Raw genomic sequence first — 16,528 nt, 5'->3', positions numbered from 1 at the left:
AGCTCAGATATCCATCAAAGCTGTCAAAAAATTAATGTGGCTGTCGACCGGATGCTAGAGCTTTGGCTCAAGTCTTTTTATCATGAAGGCCATGAACCCCACGAGCATGGGGAAAAGGAACAGGTATATCATTATTATGGCTATGGGTGGTAGAACTGAACCCATGACCGTGGCGGCTGCAAGAAGCATGACGAGGAATATCACAGGGCCGAGAATCGCCAGGAACATGTATATCATTGTGAATGAATTAAGCTTCTGTGAATAGTCCTTGAGCTTCATCCTCATTTCATAGGCAATATCATCGGCTATAACATTCAGGGTCTTTGATAGGTCCCCACCACTGTTGAGGGTCCTTGTGATCTGGTAAACCGCCCTCTTAAGCCCATCAGATTCTATGCGGTTACTCATCTCAATGAGTGCATTCTCCGTTGTCTCACCATACTTGATCTCCTCAAGGGTCCTTGCAAATTCCTCAGAGAGTGCCCCGTATCCTGACATTGCAACTGATCTCATACTGTCATGGAGCCCGAGACCGGATTTGAGCTCGGTTGCCATCTGACGGAGGGCGAAGGGAAGTTCCCTTGAAGCCTCACTTGAACGTTTACCCCTCTGGAGGTTCGGGAGGAAGATTATAATTATCGCCATGAAAAGAACAGCAAGCATCATTGCAAGGCCTATCTCAATTCCAAATCCAAGGAGGACCATCACCACCAGGAGGACCGCTCCTGATCCACCTCCAAGGATCATTATGAGTTTAGGGTCAAGCTTTTCCTTCTCCTCCTCCTTCAGGAGTTCCTCAAGAGACGCCCTCTCAAAGCTGGCACGAGTCGCACTGTCCTCACCCCTCTCCTCCAGCCTCTTATCTGCTTCTATGAGTCCCTTGAAGACCTCTATCTCCTCAGGAGTCATTTTCATGCGGCTTATAACGCAGGCGGAGCCCCTCCTTGAGAGAAATCCTGGCTTTGGTTTCTCTGAACTCCTCTTCAGAAGTCCTCCCGGCCTTCCAATGGGGGGTGCCTTCGGCTTTATTTCACCCATCTTCTGAACCGGCTTCTGGACACCCTCACCCACCTTCTTTGTGGATGTGAGTGTTATGCCGCCAAGTTTGTCAAATATATCCCTGATGGAGACCATTATATACGCCTCAGAGTATGCTGTCCAGGACACCGTCCGGGTCCCTGTAGTATTCATGGATGTAACGTCCCACCTCATCTATGCTCCTTATATTCTCATCGGCCATGTATTCAAGGACGAGCCTCCTCCTCTCAATTTCCTCCTCGATTTCATTTATGCTTATGGCCCTCAGTTCCGCTATCTCCCGGAGGGTCTGGCTGGCTATACCAACATATTCAACCTTATCAGCCACGCTGTTCCACTCAAAGACCCTGTTGAGCTGGACGTTACCCTCCTCCATACCCACGACCTCGGCGACCTCAGTTATCCTCCTTATGGAGCCGCCCTCCGGCCTGTACATCCTGTTCTGCATTATTATGAAGTCCAGGGCCGGTATCATGATCCGGGGGACATTCATGGGTGGGTTTATGAGACGGGTTATGGTTTCCCTTGCTGTGTTGGCGTGGAGTGTCCCGAATCCACTGTGACCTGTGTTGAGGGCTGTGAATAGGGTTATGGCCTCACTGCCCCTCACCTCCCCCACAATGACCCTGTCGGGCCTCTGACGGAGGGAGTTCTTGACGAGGGTGTCCATGTCAAGTTCCCCCTTACCCTCTATGTTGGGCGGCCTTGTCTCCATCCTGAGTACATGGGTGTGGGGTAGCTGAAGCTCCAGGGTATCCTCGATGGTTATTATACGCTCAGTAGGAGGCACGAATGCCGATACTGTGTTCAGGGTTGTTGTTTTACCGGACCCGGTACCCCCCGCCACTATGGCGTTGCATGGTTTCACACCCAGCCCATCTGTGCATACCCAGAGGAAGGCTGCAAGGTGGGATGACATGGTCTTGAAGTTTATGAGGTCAACAACAGTGAAGGGATCCTTCCTGAATTTTCGGATGGTGAGGGTGGAACCATCTGGAGAAACCGGGGGTATTGTTGCATTGACCCTTGAACCATCGGGGAGCCTCGCATCAAGTATTGGGGTCTGCTGGTCTATACGCCTGTTGACCTGCCTTGCGATGAGGTCGACGATGGCCTTTATGTCGTCATCGTTGTTGAAGACGACATTGGTAATCATCATACCAAGCTTCCTGTGGTAGACGAATACCGGTTTTTTGACACCTATTACCATTATCTCCTCAAGGTCATCGTCCTTTATTAGGGGGTCCAGTTCACCGTACCCCAGCATCTCCTGGGATATCTGCTTTGCCAGTTTGTCAACATTACGAACTCCCTTCATCCTGAGGAACTCCTTAACCTCAGACATGAAGGTGGATTCATCTATTCTGAACTCTTCACCCTTGGAGACTGCGACCTCAACCAGTTTTTCCCGGATCTCATTGAGGAGCTCCCTCTCCTTCTCAGAGAACTTGGGAAGGGAAACCTTGTACTGGGGTATGAGGTCTCCCTCAATTATCTCAACGTCCTTTAAATCAACCCGTGGAGAGGCTGGTTTTGGCTTGGGCTTCTCAAGTACCTTTTCGACCTTGAATTCCGATTCCGCCTGCCTCTCCTTCCTTTCCTCACGGGGTGGTTCTTCCTCATCCGCTGCAAATTCCCCGAGGATCTCCTTCAGAATTTCCTTCCGCTTATCCCTCATAGTACTCAACCTTTAATATGTGGAGGATAATATTTAAGTGTATGTCAGCAAGGTGTCCCGTCTGTGGGGAGGACCTCCCTGCCTACAGGGGCGGTGTTGATATTTACGGCCCCTGCGATGGGTGCATTGACCCCCACCTGAGTAAGTTCAGACCCGTTAAGGGCGTATCCGGTTCAGTTCTCAGGTTTTGTAAATGCGGCCGGAGGCATCTTGACGCTGTCATGGCCCATGTCGCAGGGATTATGATAAGGGAGGGATGTGTACCTGAAGATGCCAGACTCAGGGATATCGGGGCTCCCCTGATAACTCCAGCTTTACCCCTTGAATCTGCACCATTCCTTCCAGAGCGCTCTCTTGTTATTTTATCACCCCATGTTGATAAAGGAACCGCTGAAACAATCATGGAAGACGTTCCAGAGGTCAAGGGTGTTTTAAGGGGTGATATGCGCACTGTTCCCGGGATGATGGACTCCGGCACCAGACCCCATGTATATGAGCTCCTTGCGGGTTGCGATATGAGGTGTGACATCATTGAAACACCTTCCGGAGCTCTATCAATATACAGGAGGCAGAGCAGACTCCACATAGAGTTTTCATCCGGAAAGAACCTTAAGATTCAGACTGCTGCACGTGAGATACTCTCACTGCGCCCTGAGAATGTGCTGGATGCAACATGCGGCCCGGGAACCCTGGGGATATTCTCCCTTATGGCCGGTGCCCGGAACGTTGTATTCAATGATATCTGGAGGGAAGCCTGTGAGATGACCCGACTGAACCTGAGGGTCAATGGATTCCATGAAGGGTTCAGGGTCTACAACCGTGATATAAGGGAACTGCCAGATCTCATTGATGAGAGGTTTGAACTCTGCATCGTGGACCCCTTCCCTGGTGTTGATCCCCGCGAATTTATTGATGCTGCAAAGAGACTTGCAGAAAACACCCTTCTGATAAGATAAATCTGATGCTGAATACACTCTAGATACCCATGTAGACCGCCACTGCCGGGATAACAAGTACACCCATGAGATGGGATTTACTTGTACCGGTACAGTGGGGTATTAGTTCCGAAGGACGTTGATGCTATAAGTGCCAGGGCAATGAATGGTATGCTGGCCCCCTCCATGACTGCAAAAACGAATACGGATGCCGTCATGAAGAGCATGACCACCAGTGAAATTTTTCCGTAATTGATTCCTGAGAGATTGGCGCAGAGATAATCAGCAGCCCTGATGGATATTACAGCCGCCAGAGATACCGCCAGGAGGGAGGCTGATATGAAAAGGAAGATGTGGCCGGCGTCGATATCCTGCATGATCTGGGATATATAGACAGCAATGCCGCTTCTGGGGTTTCCAATTATGTAGAGTGTCAGCAGGGAAAAGAGGGCATCCGAGGTGTTAAGGCATGAAAGTGCAGTTATGAAGTCCCCCGGTGAATCCTCTCCTCCCGAACCCGTGAGGGAACATGCTATCATACCGCCCTGGGCGGGTCCAAAACCTGGTAGGAATCCCAGAAGGACGGATGCAAGTCCACCTGCAAGAACAGACCTGGCGGTGCCACCATCAAACTCTGTGAATGGCTCTATTTCCTGCTCAGGTAGATATGATCCCGAACTGAAACTGTAGACCATGGTGCTGAGACCGAAGAAACCTGTGAACAGGGTCATCAGACCAAGTCCCGGGGATATTGGGGCCTGGAAAATAATCCAACCCATCGCCCCTGAGAAAAGAAAGAGTATAACTGCCCAGAGCAGTGTTTCAAAATTCCTGCTGAGCTTAAGCATCATGTAACCCGAAACAAGTATGAGGATTAACCAGATGTGTGGTCTGATAAATCCATAGAGGGGTGGTAACGCCAGGAGGAGAAATGGTAAAAGGATTATGGTCAGCAGGATTCCGCCAACACCACCAACTGTTGCAGCCCTTATTGCCTCACCAGCCCTCCCCTCAAGAACCATACGGTGCCCCGGGAGAACTGATAGAGCTGTTGCCTCATCTGGAACCCCCAGCAGGGTTGAGGGTATGAACTCAAGGAGGGCGTGGGTTACAGAGAGTGATAATAAAAAAACAGCCAGAACCTCCTCCGGGAGGAAACCCAGAATCTGGCCTGATGCTGCGAAAATGAACGCCCCAACGGTATTAACATGGATACCCGGGATCAGACCCGTCAATGCACCGGTTATGACTCCAAGAAGACAGGCAAAAAGGATTTCAATTATCCCCATCACCTGAGATGATCTGAAGTGTGTAAGAAAGGCTTTAAGATCACATCAGCCTTCTTACATCACTAACCTGCTGCAATACAGGAAAGGCAAGATCACATCAGCCTTCTTACATCAGTAACCTCTATATTGCTGACACCCTCAATCCCGGAAAGGCTCTCCTCAGCAGCCTCTGTTCCGCCCTCGGCGTCACCAACAACAACCATAACATTGAGGGCCACGAGACCGAATGCTATGGGTTCCTCGTCTATTTTGTGAAGTTCTGTACCCTCAGGTATTCTTTCCTGGATCTCCTTTTTAAGGGCCTCAAGATCAACATCAGGGCTCTCAGGCATCACCTTTATGGTGGCTACTACATCTCCCATAATAATACCTCCCTAGAAAGTATTAAATTAATACTGATTTATATATTTTTCCTATGGTCCCTCGAATCCACACTTGCACCTGTAGGTGTGGCCGAAGGTCCTGCACTTCTGGCACCTGTAGATCATTTCACCGCACATTGGGCATTCAAATTTCACATAGGTCTCAACCAGAGGTATCTCCTGTTTACAGGATGTGCATTCCATCTTGGTCATCTAATCACCTCTTATAACTGTACATACACATTCCGAAGCACCTGCCCTTAAAATGGACAGCACCCTGGAGGGATATTTCCCATTTACAACATAACAATCAGATTTCAGTTCAATCAGAAGTTCAGGTAGTGCTTCATCCACTGATGTCTCACCAAAAGATAGTAAGTCTTTAGCACTTATATCATTTATAAGTTTAGCATCACTGGCAGGTGGCCTCTCAGTGTATATACCATCTACATCTGTTGCTATTAAAAGTTTCGCTTTCAGCATATGGGCGATCATGAGTGAGAGGGAATCAGAGGTAACCCTCCATGAGTGTTCAGCAGGGTCAGTGTAACGCAGAAGCCCCGAAGGAAGTATAACGGGGGTTAAACCCCTCTTGATAGCTTCTCTGCAATCTGTAACAGTCCTCACAGGGACTGCGGATTCCACAAGATCTGAAATGAGCCTTCCAGTTATGTCCATGCACATTATGGCTGCCTCATGATTTGCAGTATCAGAAAAACCGAATTTCCTATCATGGTATCGCACCATATCTGCAAAGGCACCCCCACCACAGACCACAGCCGCACCGGTACCCTCAAGGCTCTCAAGGAGGGCTGCGGCATGTTCTGGAAAAAGGCTTCCACCTATCTTAACAACCCACTCCATGGTAAACACCTGATTAATCTGCTGGAAGGACCTCACAGCTAAAGCAGCTTCAGATCACCTGTTATTTTATCTATCTTCTCATCGTCATCGGGGCCTATCCCAAGGCAGGTTATGGTGCCGGCTGGTATCTGGGTGTGTCCCGCATCCCTCACCAGGTAGTTTGAGATTCCCGCCTCCTTAACAGCCCTGTATATCTCAAGCAGTTCATCAAGACTATTCACAGAAACAATGACCTTCTTTGAGCCTTCAAGTTCCCATTTTCTTATTTTATCCTCTTCAGTCCTTTTAAATGATCCTATGGAAGCATGACAGGCCTGGGCTGCTATTTTACCCTTCCCCATCTTCAGATCGGATCTCACTATTATGACCTGTTTCATTTTCCCACCACTGGGTTCTATCTTCCTTACCGCTAATAATGATTTCCAAGCTGAGGAAACGGGAAGCTACCAGCAACCATCTGATGCACATGTTAACCATCATGATCCTTACACAGCAACCGGTGTGTGTTAGTGTTACAGTGAAATTCTCCGAGGCTGAGTGATATAGAATCATGATATGGATGCAAAAAAGAGCCGAAAAAACGATAAATTTAAATACTATTGAGTTAAATATAGAACTGAGGTGATATTATGGCCGAATTACCCATAGCACCAGTTGGGAGAATCATAAAAAATGCCGGTGCCCAGAGAATAAGCGACGACGCAAGGGAAGCACTTGCAAAGATTCTGGAAGAAAAAGGCGAAGAAATAGCAAAAGAAGCTGTTAAACTTGCAAAGCACGCCGGCAGAAAAACTGTTAAAGCATCAGACATAGAACTGGCCGCTAAAAAGTTATAGACGGTCATATATTTCTTATTTTTAATTTTTTCACCGCCTTTTTCCTTCAGAGGGGATGCGTTTCCCTCCTTGTTTAAGTAACCTTATTAACCGGAGAAACCATAATCATTCCAGGACTGATTTTTTCATCCCGGTATCCATGGTGATAAAATTGACCAGAATCTCAATACTCGATCATGATAGGTGTCAGCCAAAGAAATGCAACTACGTCTGCATAGAATACTGTCCAGGCGTGAGGATGGATGAGGACACAATAACAATCGACGAAAAGACAAAGAAGCCCATAATATCCGAGGAGCTGTGCTCGGGATGCGGTATATGCACAAAGAGATGTCCTTTCAAGGCAATAAGTGTTATCAACCTCCCGGAGGCACTTGAAAACCCTGTGCACCGTTACGGGCAGAACCAGTTTGAACTCTTTGGGATTCCAGCAGTCACCTCCGGAGACGTTGTTGGACTAATAGGGCCCAACGGTATCGGTAAATCCACCATCGTAAGGATACTGTCAGGGGAACTGCGGCCGAACCTGGGTGACTTCCAGGACCCTCCGGGCTGGGACGAAATAATAAACCATTTCAGGGGGTCCCAGCTCCAGAATTACTTCCAGAGACTGAGTAAAGGAGAAATAAGTGTTGTCCATAAGCCCCAGATGGTAGACAGGATCCCCCGCTATGTTAAGGGGAAGGTTGAGGATCTTCTAACAGGTATAGACTCGGACAGGACCGATGAGGTCATTGAAACCCTCGAGATACGGGAAATAATGGGCAGGGAGATTTCAAACCTCAGCGGAGGGGAGCTCCAGAGTGTGGCCATTGCAGCCGCGGCACTGAGGGAGGCAGACTTCTACTACTTCGACGAACCAACATCCTGGCTTGACGTTAGGCAGAGGCTCAATGCAGTAAAGGTAATAAGGTCCCTTGCAGAGGCAGGTAAGTCTGTCATGGTGATAGAGCATGACATGGCCGCCCTCGATGCAATGTCAGACTACGTCCATATCCTCTACGGTAAACCCGGTGCCTACGGGGTCGTATCCAACCGGAGGGGCGTGCGTGTCGGTATCAACACATACATAAGGGGCTTCCTAAGGGAGGAGAATGTCAGATTCCGTAAACATGAGATAGAATTCAAGGTGAAACCCCCAAGGGTCGGGGAGGCGGGTGACATACTTGCAGAGTACACAGCCCTCAGCAGGGCATACCCTGAATTTAAACTTGATGTGGATGAGGGCACCATTTACCTCAATGAGGTGATCACGGCCTTCGGACCCAACGGTATAGGTAAAACAACCTTCGCCAAGATCCTTGCAGGTGTTGAAAAACCAGATGAGGGGAAGGTTAAAAAGAAGATAAAGATATCCTACAAGCCACAGTACCTCTCATCAGACTACACAGGAACCGTTGAGGAATTTCTCTATGCAAACGCCCCATCATATGGTTCAAATCTCTTCAAAAGCGAGATCATGAGGCCCTTCAACCTGGAGGAGATACTTGATAAACCTGTGAGTGGGCTGAGTGGTGGTGAGCTGCAGCGCCTTGCTGTTGCGGTTGCACTCTCCAGAGAAGCTGATCTCTATGTTCTTGACGAGCCGACAGCCTTCCTTGACGTTGAACAGCGCCTGATGGCTGCCAAGGCCATAAGGAGGATCATTGAGGGGAGTAATTCCTCTGCAATGATCATAGACCATGATATAATATTCATTGACTATGTATCAGACAGGGCCATGGTCTTCAGTGGAATGCCAGGAGTGGAGGGACATGCGTCAGCTCCCACAGAGCTCAGGGATGCCATGAACGCCTTCCTCGGAGAGGTGGGCATAACCTTCCGGAGGGACAAGGAGACGAGAAGGCCCAGGGTCAACAAGCCTGGAAGTTTCCTTGACAGGGAGCAGAAGGAACTTGGTGAGTATTACTATCTGAAAACAGAATAAACAGCGACTTAGGGGGCCCTGCAGCGGTCCCTCACAGCTCCTTTTTTAAAACGGTCTGAAAACAGGATATTTTAGAGGGTCTAATCGATTAATCACCCCTGAACGCCAGCAATCTGGATATCCCTGTGAATAGCTGTTGAAGAGAATATTCAGAAGATCATCGGATGCATATTACCTCAAAGACATCTGCCTTTATTAAATTCTAAAGGCCTGAAAAAAGAAAGGGTTATCAGGATGGTCTCAGGAATTCCATGACATCCACAAAGTTCTCAGCGAATATCTCGACCTGCTCTCTTGGTATTGAGAAGCTGAGGCGTATGTACCTATCACCAAATATCTTGCTGGTGTAGGCGCCCTGCCTCACGAAGATCTTCCGCTTAAGCAGGTAGTCTGTAAGGTCAACGGGGTTAACCCCTGTTTCATATATGTCGATGGCCATCATGTTACCATTTGATGGATAAACCGGGAGGAAGGCTCCTTCCACCTCATCGACGGCAGCCTTAATGATCTTCTGATTACCGAGGGTCTCATTACGTATCCTTTCAACCCATTTAGCCTTTGATTTGAGGGCTGCAATTGCACCTGCCTGTGAGACAACATTTGTACCGAGATCATTTATGACTATACCCTTGACTGATTCAATGATATCGGATGTTGCAACAATTGCACCTATCCTCAGACCTGCCATTCCACATATCTTGGAGAAGCTGTAGACAGTAACCGTGTGCTCGGGTGCATATTCTGCTGCGAGGTGGTGCTCCCTTGCAAAGTCCCTGTAGGTTATATCGTGGAGTAGATAAACGTCATGGTCCACAGCTATGTCAGCGAATGCCTTTATCTCATCCCTTGTATACGAGGAACCCAGCGGATTCAGGGGATCTATGAGTGATATGAGACGGGTGTCGCGGTCCATGTTTTCAAGTACAAGGTCGGGTGTTAACTTGTAGTCACATTCACTGCTGTATATGGGAACCGATTTTACGCTGCATGCAAATCTGCTTGCGAAATTGTCAATTATCAGGTAGCCCGGGTCACAGGTTATGGCATTATCCTCGGGTTCAAGTATATCGTTCATGCACAGGTAGAGTGACTCAGTACCCCCTGCAGTTATCAGAGCCTCAAAGTCATCACCAAGGCCCAGATCCTTCAGTACAAGTTCCTTAAGCTCAGGAAAGCCTTCAGGTGGTGGATACTTGCAGTAGCTGCCCTCATTTATGCATTCAATCATGGCTTCCGCTATTTCAGAGTGATCATGAAGATGGTTGGTGTTCTGACCCATCCATATCATTTCTTTATCCTTAAAGACGTAGTTAAAAAACTCATTTGAAGTTTTAAAGCCATTTGGTGGCACTTTTGCAGCTTTAGCATATTTTTTAGGAGAAATCATTTTATCACATCAGCACAGGAGTATCCATGCGAAAGAGAAGAAGGCTTCTCTTACCTACCCGAGGCTGAACCTCAATTAAACTCCACTTTAGGGTTTCTTATACCATATTAAACAAACCTCTTAATAAACTTTGTTTACCAGAGGAGCCTCTGTAATAAAATCAGGCCACATTATCCTACAGCTGGCTAAAAACAGTCCAGTCATGGTTCATAGAATGCCATCAGCAACAATCCTGAACCCCACACGGGAACCCTCCAGACGATTCCTGTGCCTCCTGAGAACAGCGAATCTCTCACCAGGTCTCTCACCCATCTCAAGCTCGACCATGACCTTGGACCAGTAACGGAGGAGGGTGCCGCCAACAGGACTCACATATTCCCTTCCATCGTCCCCCGTAATGGAGTATATCTGGTTGGTTATGACAGCTGCAAGGTCAAACCTTCTGGCCATCTGTAGAAGGAGGAACATCTGCCTTCCAAGGTCAAGGTTAAAGCTGGATGCATTGCCCTCCTTCAATCTGTAGAGGGCGACCGCAGAGTCAAGGACCACCAGGTCAGTTGAGTCCCCATGTGTTTTGAGGAATGAAAATGTCCTCTGAAGTGCCTCACCCTGCTCTGTAAAGCTTGAGGGTTCAAATACTATGATGCTATCTGCAACCCTGTCGAATATATCACCTGAGACCTGTCTTATTCTCTCAACAGAAAGACCGCCCTCTGTATCAATGAAAACCGTGTTTTTACCCCTCCTTGCAGTTTCAACCGCGAGTTTGATGGTTATGTTGGTCTTACCTGAGCCGGGGGGTCCATAGAACTGTGTTATGGTTCTTCTTTCCACACCCCCTCCCAGTATCCTGTCGATGGAGGACTCCGTGGGTATCCTCCGGTTTTCACCCATATCCCTTAATTTCTTCATACATCTCCAGCCCCTCTCAGGAGTACAGGGTCAAGAGGACCCTTACCCCTCCTCAGAACCCTTGGAGGGTTTACTGTGAGGTCAATCACAGTGGATGGCTCCATGTCCAGGCAGTCCCCTGCATCAAGCACCAGGTCCACAGCATCCAGGTCCCTGACAATCTCCTCAAGCCTTGGTGAGGGCGGTTTACCTGATATATTTGCACTGGTGGCTGTCACCGGAAACCTTGCTGCGATACGTCTGCATATCTCATCGTCCGGGACCCTTATCCCCACCCTCGACGATCCCCCTGTTATCACATCGGGGATGAGCTCATTCCTCTCAAGGACCACCGTGTAGGGACCCGGGAGTATCCTCTCCATTAACTCCATCGCATCCCCGGATGGCCTTGAAAATCTGGGAATCTCATCAACACAGGATACACATATTGATACCGGTTTATGGGGTGACCTCCCCTTGACCCTGAAGAGCCTTCTTACCGCGTCCTCATCCAGTGCATTAACTCCGAGGCCATATATTGTGTCTGTGGGGTATATAACGATCCCGCCCCCCTCCATCACAGATATTGCCTCCTCCAGAACGTCAGGGGAGGGATTCTTCCTTGTAATTTTTCTGATAAGCATCGGAACACCTTTACATCAACCACTACAACCACGAAAACCGGCAGGGTGATCATTGCAAACCTTTATGTCAACCACCACACCACGAAAACCGGCACACCTAATCATATATATCTGTGCCAGATATAAATGAGTCCATGTTAAACCAGTTCAGACCGGTGATCCGGAGATTCATTGACCCCATTGCAGATAGAATTGCCCTGCCAGCAGATTACATAACACTGACGGGTTTCCTTGTTGCATGTGCTGCCAGCGCAGGATATGCATCTGGAAGCCTGATCACTGGAGCGGCCCTGCTTGCAGCAAGTGGATTCATAGATGTGCTTGACGGGGCCGTGGCACGGAGAAGATTCAGGCCCACAGCCTTCGGTGGTTTCCTTGACTCTACCCTTGACAGACTCTCCGATGGTATAATCATCATCGGGATAACCGCGGGGGGATTCACAGGACTGCTAACCGGGCTCCTCGCACTCCATTCCGGACTCATGGTGAGCTATGTGAGGGCCCGTGCAGAATCTCTGGGCATTGAATGCGCTGTTGGAATCGCTGAAAGGGCTGAGAGAATCATTATAATCCTTGCAGGGTCCCTTGCAGGGTACCTTATCCATCCGTGGTTCATGGACGCTGCGATTATTGTGCTCGCAGCTCTCGGTTACTTTACCATGATCCAGAGGATGATCTACGTGTGGCAAAGGCTGAAATAATGGAGGGATGTTTCAATGGACTGCAGGGAACGTATAGAAAAGGATCTTGAACTTCTTGAGAAAAATTTAATGGAAATGAAATCCATAAAATTGAGTGATGATGAGGAGGCTGTCGTTGAGAGGGCTCTGAACTACAGGGATGACTCGGTCTACTACCTTGAGAAGGGGGACCACATCACATCATTCGGATGCATAACCTATGCCCATGGCCTTCTCGACAGCCTCAGGATGCTTCACAGGATAATATGATGGGATAAAATGAAATTTTTCCTGAAGGAAAGTAAAGTGGAAAAGCATGGGCGTCAGCACCTTGAAAAGGTCATGGAATGCTACCTGAAGTTCGAGGAACTGATGGAGGCATTCTACAGGGGGGACTGCAGACTGGTCTCCGAACTCACAAAGGAGATAGCCATAAAGGAACATGAGGCGGATGAGATAAGGAGAAAGATGGAACTTGAATTCTATGAGGGTGCCTTCCTCCCATTTGACAGGGAGGACCGTATAATGCTCGTTGAAAGCATAGACAAGGTTGCGGATGTTATCGAATCAGCGGCCTTCACGGTGTCTCTCGGTAAGGTCGCATTCCCTGCTGAGTTCAGGGATGACTTCAGGGCTATGATGAAGGTTACAGGAAAGACCATCAGGGCCCTCCATGAGTGTGTTGAATCCCTTGAAACTGATCTGGGGGAGGCCATGAGGAAGGTTCATGAAATCGAAAGGTTTGAGGATGAGGCCGATATAATTGAGAGGAAGATCATAACTGGCCTGTATTCCGCCTACCGCCAGGACAGGATAGGTGTTGTCAAGTTCCTGGACATGAAGGAGATAACCCGTAAGGTTGCAAACATTTCAGACAGGGCTGAGGATGCCTCCGACCGTGCCCTCATAATAATCGCCAAGAGAAGAGGTTAATGTCCCTTGAAATGGCTGCCGAGGATCTGCGCTACCTCCTTAACAGGGGCTACCGTAAGCGTGTGGCCCTGAACTTCGTTGCGAACCACTATCTTCTTGGAAGGGAGGAGCGAAATTACCTTGCCAGGTGCGTCTTCTCAGATGAAACCGTGGCAAGGAGAAGATCCGCAGGGTGAACCGAAACTCCCTCCGTGGCTCCTCTGTTTTTATTGATGGGTACAATGTGCTCATAGGTACAGAAAGCCTTCTCACAGATCAGTTTTTCCTGGCTCAGGATGGTTTCCTGAGGGATACAAGGGGCGTCTCCGGCAGTTACAGGATGGGTGACAGCACCCTGAGGGCACTGGATCTTATAATTGATTTCCTTGCTGATTCAGGGGTGGGAAGGGCCATATTCTATTTTGACAGGAATGTGAGTCACAGCGGGAGGCTCAGGGGACTGGTTGAGGAGCTGATGAAGTCCAGGGGTATTGAAGGCTGCGCCGTGCTCTCAGACTGTGTGGACAGGAGGCTCAGGGAATCTGATGGCATTGTTGCAACAGCGGATGGTGCTGTGGTTGATTCTGTTGAGAGAGTTGTTGACATACCCCAGGAGATAATGAAGGAGAGAAAAAGAATTAAAGGTTAGGAGATCCTGAATTCCTGAAAATGGAATGATATGAGATCTTAGGGAAAGATCATTCCATATCCTCAAACCTGTCGCCGAGTTTTTCAAGCACACCGGGTAGTGAGGTGTATTCCATCTCATCTGATGGGAGCCTGTGTGGCTCAAATGGACCGTGCCTCCTCATATACTCTGCAACCTCAGAGGCGAGCTGCCTTGAGCGGTCAAAGGATGGATCATCAAACATGTCAACGGGTCCGACAAGCTTGCAATCAGCTACCTGGAATCCCAGGGCTATGACCCTTGGTGGTCCATCGAATCTCACGGGTGTTGCATCCCTCTGGGCCACAGGCATCAGTGGTCCGTTGTGGGATCCCCTCATCCATCCGCCGACGAGGTGGGGGAATGCGAAGGGCTCAACGACCTCACCTGCTGCAGGGAATCCGGACTGTGCCCTGACTATTGCGACCGGGTCGTCCTTACCTATGTATTTACCTGCCATGAGGTTCAGCCTCTCTGTACTCACTGAGGCTGCAATTTCACCATCGTCCCTTCTGTGTATCCTCTTGATGACATAGCGGCTGATTGAACCGAGAAGCGCCAGGAGGTCGTACATCTCATCAGGACATGCCATTGTAACCTTTTTGTGTTCGACGACGTCAAAGACCTCAAATTCGTATCCATTGTGGAGTGAGGGGTCGATCACAAGACCCGCTGTGTTGAATGGATCAGCGAACATTCTGAACAGTGGGAGGTTAAAGGCACCCGGTTCTGTTTTGTCGCAGCAGAAGATTATAACAGGGTCGCTTGGCCTCTCCTTGAACTCCATCTCGGCACAGCCGGGACCCATACCCTTTATGTTACCTGAGAAGGTATCTGAAAGGAGATCCTGTCCAGCCCCATACAATTTTAAACCTCTTGCAACATCTGTCGCTTCCCTGAAAGCATTCCACGCTGTCTGGTGGACCTCCTCGTTTTCTTCACCGTTTCTGTGGGTCATGATGAGGTCTATGTCGTCCCCACAGTTGGTTATATAGTAATCCTCAAGGATTCCGGTCTCCTTTGCGCCGGCCAGTATCTCGTCGCATTTCTTCTTTAAAGCTTCATGGGCAACTGCATGACCGGCTACACTTCCAACGTCTGCTTTAATTACACTAATGGTTGTTTTCATGTATTACACCTCCAGAAGATAGTGAGTTGATGAAATGGATCTTATATAAAATGTGGATCTGATTATTTAAAAAGTTATCCACCCACCCCTACTCCGTGGATCAGCTGAATATCCTCGTCTTTGAGCCCTTCCTGAAGATCTCCGCAACTTCTTCCTTAACATTGATCTTCTCAGATGCCTCCATGACTGCCTCTGGAGGCGAGGCTGTTGATGGGTGGGCCGGCACGGCGCTACAGCCCCCATCTGGTATCACGGAGATATCGTAGGTGCCTATCCTCTTTGCAAGGTTCTCTATCTCCACCTTATCCATGCCTATCAGGGGGCTCAGAATGGGAATATTCACACCCATCCTTGTGGCAAGGATGTTCGGGAGGGTCTGGGATGCCACCTGACCAAGGCTGCTCCCATCGACTATTGCAAGGGCCCCCTCCTCCTCTGCAACCATCTCTGCAAGATGGTACATCCCGAATTTGCAGAGCACGCAAGTCATCTTCTCGGGAGCCCCTCTACGGCAGCTTTCAAGATATCTTCCATAACTGAAGGTCCTCAGTTTGAATTCAACACCTGCAGAGTATTCTGCGAGCTTTGCAGCGATCTTTTCAACCTTCTCCTCTGCTTCCTCACCTGTGAAGGGCGCATTGTCCATATGGACCGCCACTACCTGACATCCCCTCTTCATCATCAGGTAGGTGGCCACCGGCGAGTCAATGCCCCCTGATAGGAGTGCCACAACCTTTCCCTGAGTCCCTGCAGGAAGACCCCCTGGTCCTGGTATTACCCTGTGGTAGATGTAGGTCTCATCCTCCCTTATCTCGAGGTGAATCTCCAGGTCAGGGTTTCCGAGGTCAACCGGAGCACCGATCTCCCCCACAACAACTGACCCAGCAAATGCCGCCATCTCCTGGCTCGTGAAATCATGCTCACCAACCCTGCGGCACCTTATGGCGAAGGGTGTTCTGCTGGTGAGGAGACCTTCAGATCTCAGCTCATGGATGTATTCCCTCAGTGAATCCTCTATGCTATCAAAACCCGTCTCAGCTGTTACGGCCGGAGAAAATGACACGATACCAAATATCTTTGAGAGTCTATCAAGGGCTTCATCCATGTCTTCAGGAAAAATGAATATCCTTCCATGTCTGAGCTCTGCTCTGCAGCTGAAGGCCGACTTTATGTTATGGAGAAGTTTTCCTTCGAATCTTCTCCTCACTGAGGGGCCCTTGATGGCGACCTCACCGTAGCGTGCAAGTATAACATCATAATCAAGAATCATAACACCCCCATCATCTATA

Annotated in this window: 20 protein-coding genes; 8 read left to right on the top strand and 12 right to left on the bottom strand. The window is 49.0% G+C overall.

The genetic code is table 11. The features are described 5' to 3' along the window. Positions 1–54: 54 nt before the first annotated feature. Both MTH_RS08160 and MTH_RS08155 read right to left on the bottom strand, forming a co-directional pair. Positions 55–1,212 carry a type II secretion system F family protein gene (locus MTH_RS08160; protein ID WP_238374201.1) on the bottom strand — a complete coding sequence of 386 codons (1,158 nt, stop codon included), beginning with the start codon at positions 1,210–1,212 and terminating at the stop codon, positions 55–57. Then, positions 1,145–2,716, bottom strand: a complete 1,572-nt coding sequence (locus MTH_RS08155; protein ID WP_083750460.1) for a CpaF family protein — start codon at positions 2,714–2,716, stop codon at positions 1,145–1,147. The genes MTH_RS08160 and MTH_RS08155 overlap by 68 nt, the downstream gene beginning before the upstream one ends. A gap of 41 nt (positions 2,717–2,757) precedes the next feature. Between MTH_RS08155 and MTH_RS08150 the strand changes: the two genes are divergently transcribed. Then, complete coding sequence (locus MTH_RS08150; protein ID WP_238374200.1) at positions 2,758–3,672, top strand: 50S ribosomal protein L11 methyltransferase; 915 nt, start codon at positions 2,758–2,760, stop codon at positions 3,670–3,672. Between the two features lie 77 nt (positions 3,673–3,749). On the opposite strand, the gene MTH_RS08145 is transcribed toward MTH_RS08150, so the two are convergent. The 5 genes from MTH_RS08145 to pth2 all read right to left on the bottom strand — a co-directional run bounded on the left by MTH_RS08145 (position 3,750) and on the right by pth2 (position 6,543). After that, positions 3,750–4,940 carry a tripartite tricarboxylate transporter permease gene (locus MTH_RS08145; protein ID WP_238374199.1) on the bottom strand — a complete coding sequence of 397 codons (1,191 nt, stop codon included), beginning with the start codon at positions 4,938–4,940 and terminating at the stop codon, positions 3,750–3,752. A 92-nt stretch (positions 4,941–5,032) separates the two neighbouring features. Next, a complete protein-coding gene (locus MTH_RS08140; protein WP_010877307.1) occupies positions 5,033–5,302 on the bottom strand; it encodes an elongation factor 1-beta in 270 nt (89 codons plus the stop codon). A 51-nt stretch (positions 5,303–5,353) separates the two neighbouring features. Then, positions 5,354–5,515, bottom strand: coding sequence for a zinc finger domain-containing protein (locus MTH_RS08135; protein WP_010877306.1), 162 nt, complete (start codon positions 5,513–5,515; stop codon positions 5,354–5,356). Then, positions 5,516–6,166: a delta 1-pyrroline-5-carboxylate synthetase gene (locus MTH_RS08130; protein WP_048061123.1), complete on the bottom strand. Its 651-nt coding sequence runs from the start codon at positions 6,164–6,166 to the stop codon at positions 5,516–5,518. 38 nt (positions 6,167–6,204) lie between these two features. Next, positions 6,205–6,543, bottom strand: coding sequence for an aminoacyl-tRNA hydrolase (gene pth2, locus MTH_RS08125; protein ID WP_010877304.1), 339 nt, complete (start codon positions 6,541–6,543; stop codon positions 6,205–6,207). A 252-nt stretch (positions 6,544–6,795) separates the two neighbouring features. Here pth2 and hmtA2 point away from each other — a divergent pair, with 252 nt between their 5' ends. Both hmtA2 and MTH_RS08115 read left to right on the top strand, forming a co-directional pair. Then, on the top strand, positions 6,796–7,002 hold the full coding sequence (gene hmtA2 / locus MTH_RS08120) for a histone HmtA2 (protein WP_010877303.1): 207 nt from the start codon (positions 6,796–6,798) through the stop codon (positions 7,000–7,002). Positions 7,003–7,153: 151 nt separating this feature from the next. Further along, on the top strand, positions 7,154–8,929 hold the full coding sequence (locus MTH_RS08115) for a ribosome biogenesis/translation initiation ATPase RLI (RefSeq protein WP_048061122.1): 1,776 nt from the start codon (positions 7,154–7,156) through the stop codon (positions 8,927–8,929). 229 nt (positions 8,930–9,158) lie between these two features. On the opposite strand, the gene MTH_RS08110 is transcribed toward MTH_RS08115, so the two are convergent. From MTH_RS08110 to MTH_RS08100, 3 genes are all read right to left on the bottom strand, one after another. After that, complete coding sequence (locus MTH_RS08110) at positions 9,159–10,316, bottom strand: pyridoxal phosphate-dependent aminotransferase (RefSeq protein ID WP_010877301.1); 1,158 nt, start codon at positions 10,314–10,316, stop codon at positions 9,159–9,161. Between the two features lie 207 nt (positions 10,317–10,523). Next, positions 10,524–11,228 (bottom strand): DNA repair and recombination protein RadB, encoded by a 705-nt coding sequence (radB, locus tag MTH_RS08105; protein ID WP_010877300.1) that lies wholly within the window; start codon positions 11,226–11,228, stop codon positions 10,524–10,526. Then, positions 11,225–11,851 carry an L-threonylcarbamoyladenylate synthase gene (locus tag MTH_RS08100; RefSeq protein WP_010877299.1) on the bottom strand — a complete coding sequence of 209 codons (627 nt, stop codon included), beginning with the start codon at positions 11,849–11,851 and terminating at the stop codon, positions 11,225–11,227. The genes radB and MTH_RS08100 overlap by 4 nt, the downstream gene beginning before the upstream one ends. A 134-nt stretch (positions 11,852–11,985) precedes the next feature. Here MTH_RS08100 and pgsA point away from each other — a divergent pair, with 134 nt between their 5' ends. Genes pgsA through MTH_RS08080 form a run of 5 tightly spaced genes read left to right on the top strand, consistent with a single transcriptional unit; the run spans position 11,986 to position 14,092 of the window. Further along, entirely contained in the window at positions 11,986–12,552 is a 567-nt protein-coding gene (gene pgsA, locus MTH_RS08095) for an archaetidylinositol phosphate synthase (protein WP_048061121.1), read from the top strand. A 15-nt stretch (positions 12,553–12,567) separates the two neighbouring features. Next, positions 12,568–12,801: a DUF357 domain-containing protein gene (locus MTH_RS08090; protein WP_010877297.1), complete on the top strand. Its 234-nt coding sequence runs from the start codon at positions 12,568–12,570 to the stop codon at positions 12,799–12,801. 9 nt (positions 12,802–12,810) lie between these two features. Then, positions 12,811–13,464, top strand: a complete 654-nt coding sequence (locus MTH_RS08085) for a TIGR00153 family protein (protein ID WP_010877296.1) — start codon at positions 12,811–12,813, stop codon at positions 13,462–13,464. Then, positions 13,464–13,640 (top strand): DUF434 domain-containing protein, encoded by a 177-nt coding sequence (locus tag MTH_RS09585; RefSeq protein WP_010877295.1) that lies wholly within the window; start codon positions 13,464–13,466, stop codon positions 13,638–13,640. The genes MTH_RS08085 and MTH_RS09585 overlap by 1 nt, the downstream gene beginning before the upstream one ends. Beyond that, a complete protein-coding gene (locus MTH_RS08080; RefSeq protein WP_010877294.1) occupies positions 13,637–14,092 on the top strand; it encodes a DUF434 domain-containing protein in 456 nt (151 codons plus the stop codon). Before MTH_RS09585 ends, MTH_RS08080 begins: the two co-directional genes overlap by 4 nt. Before the next feature lie 49 nt (positions 14,093–14,141). Here the strand turns inward: MTH_RS08080 and fbp are convergent, their stop codons facing one another. Both fbp and thiI read right to left on the bottom strand, forming a co-directional pair. Next, entirely contained in the window at positions 14,142–15,239 is a 1,098-nt protein-coding gene (gene fbp, locus MTH_RS08075; protein ID WP_010877293.1) for a fructose-1,6-bisphosphate aldolase/phosphatase, read from the bottom strand. A 100-nt stretch (positions 15,240–15,339) separates the two neighbouring features. Further along, complete coding sequence (gene thiI / locus MTH_RS08070; protein WP_010877292.1) at positions 15,340–16,509, bottom strand: tRNA uracil 4-sulfurtransferase ThiI; 1,170 nt, start codon at positions 16,507–16,509, stop codon at positions 15,340–15,342. Between the last annotated feature and the right edge of the window lie 19 nt (positions 16,510–16,528).

It is taken from the genome of Methanothermobacter thermautotrophicus str. Delta H (assembly GCF_000008645.1).
Classification (GTDB): domain Archaea; phylum Methanobacteriota; class Methanobacteria; order Methanobacteriales; family Methanothermobacteraceae; genus Methanothermobacter; species Methanothermobacter thermautotrophicus.
The sequence above is the reverse complement of the archived record's forward strand: the minus strand, read 5'-3'. Positions and strand labels throughout refer to the sequence as shown.

Bases quoted from the DNA above. Each gene is read 5' to 3' on its own strand.
- MTH_RS08100 (WP_010877299.1), bottom strand. From the start codon at position 11,851: ATGCTTATCAGAAAAATTACAAGGAAGAATCCCTCCCCTGACGTTCTG.
- hmtA2 (WP_010877303.1), top strand. From the start codon at position 6,796: ATGGCCGAATTACCCATAGCACCAGTTGGGAGAATCATAAAAAATGCC.
- MTH_RS08145 (WP_238374199.1), bottom strand. From the start codon at position 4,940: ATGGGGATAATTGAAATCCTTTTTGCCTGTCTTCTTGGAGTCATAACC.
- MTH_RS08130 (WP_048061123.1), bottom strand. From the start codon at position 6,166: ATGGAGTGGGTTGTTAAGATAGGTGGAAGCCTTTTTCCAGAACATGCC.
- MTH_RS08140 (WP_010877307.1), bottom strand. From the start codon at position 5,302: ATGGGAGATGTAGTAGCCACCATAAAGGTGATGCCTGAGAGCCCTGAT.
- MTH_RS08135 (WP_010877306.1), bottom strand. From the start codon at position 5,515: ATGACCAAGATGGAATGCACATCCTGTAAACAGGAGATACCTCTGGTT.
- pth2 (WP_010877304.1), bottom strand. From the start codon at position 6,543: ATGAAACAGGTCATAATAGTGAGATCCGATCTGAAGATGGGGAAGGGT.
- MTH_RS08155 (WP_083750460.1), bottom strand. From the start codon at position 2,716: ATGAGGGATAAGCGGAAGGAAATTCTGAAGGAGATCCTCGGGGAATTT.
- MTH_RS08110 (WP_010877301.1), bottom strand. From the start codon at position 10,316: ATGATTTCTCCTAAAAAATATGCTAAAGCTGCAAAAGTGCCACCAAAT.
- fbp (WP_010877293.1), bottom strand. From the start codon at position 15,239: ATGAAAACAACCATTAGTGTAATTAAAGCAGACGTTGGAAGTGTAGCC.
- MTH_RS08090 (WP_010877297.1), top strand. From the start codon at position 12,568: ATGGACTGCAGGGAACGTATAGAAAAGGATCTTGAACTTCTTGAGAAA.
- MTH_RS08085 (WP_010877296.1), top strand. From the start codon at position 12,811: ATGAAATTTTTCCTGAAGGAAAGTAAAGTGGAAAAGCATGGGCGTCAG.
- radB (WP_010877300.1), bottom strand. From the start codon at position 11,228: ATGAAGAAATTAAGGGATATGGGTGAAAACCGGAGGATACCCACGGAG.
- MTH_RS09585 (WP_010877295.1), top strand. From the start codon at position 13,464: ATGTCCCTTGAAATGGCTGCCGAGGATCTGCGCTACCTCCTTAACAGG.
- MTH_RS08150 (WP_238374200.1), top strand. From the start codon at position 2,758: ATGTCAGCAAGGTGTCCCGTCTGTGGGGAGGACCTCCCTGCCTACAGG.
- MTH_RS08160 (WP_238374201.1), bottom strand. From the start codon at position 1,212: ATGAGGTGGGACGTTACATCCATGAATACTACAGGGACCCGGACGGTG.
- pgsA (WP_048061121.1), top strand. From the start codon at position 11,986: ATGTTAAACCAGTTCAGACCGGTGATCCGGAGATTCATTGACCCCATT.
- thiI (WP_010877292.1), bottom strand. From the start codon at position 16,509: ATGATTCTTGATTATGATGTTATACTTGCACGCTACGGTGAGGTCGCC.